The 645-nt window shown below is 42.6% G+C and carries 1 protein-coding gene; it reads right to left on the bottom strand.

The features are described from left to right. Positions 1-479: transporter substrate-binding domain-containing protein (locus tag R8N47_RS25925; RefSeq protein ID WP_318186197.1), on the bottom strand; the 479-nt coding region annotated here is incomplete at its 3' end. Between the last annotated feature and the right edge of the window lie 166 nt (positions 480-645).

Raw genomic sequence — 645 nt, 5'->3', positions numbered from 1 at the left:
ACACGCATCTCGTTGACGGTTTTATCTTCAAAAAACGGCATTAAGTTTGGGTAGTCGAAACCTAGCAGCAATACGATGGAACGACCTTTGATGTCTTGCATAGTATTGAATTTAAAAGGCGCATCACTGCTGGATACCAACACGTGTTTTACAGTGTAAATAGGCTCTTTAGATAGGTTTTCTGATTGAACTCGGCCCCAATCAGGGCTGCCGTATGTCAGCCAGTTTTCTTCCCCACCCGCTTCTAATAATGAAATCATGCGCTTAAACGGATAGGTGTGAAAATTCACCTTATAATCTGAGTTGGCAAAAATCGCGTTCACAATATCCGTCACGATCCCGGTATGTTGTTGTCCTTGTTGTTCGATTTGAAATGGCCTTGCTTGGTCGGCGATAACGTAATAATTCACCTCTTCAGCGGCGGTCGCTGCACTGACTGCCATACAACTAAAAGCCAATACACGTAGAAGTCCTTTCATCCTATCCTCGATTATTATTTGCTCACGACTATATTTAGAGTAGCGCAAGATTATCGGAGTGATTTCATATGGATGTAAAAGAGCGAACTCAACGCCGGTTTAGTATCGGTAACCAGCTTATGCTGGCGGTTTTAACGTTGAGTTTGATCTTTACGTTAGTCATTTC

Source organism: Vibrio sp. 2132-1, assembly GCF_033344315.1.
Note: the sequence above shows the minus strand (reverse complement) of the source record. Positions and strands in the feature narration are given on the sequence as shown.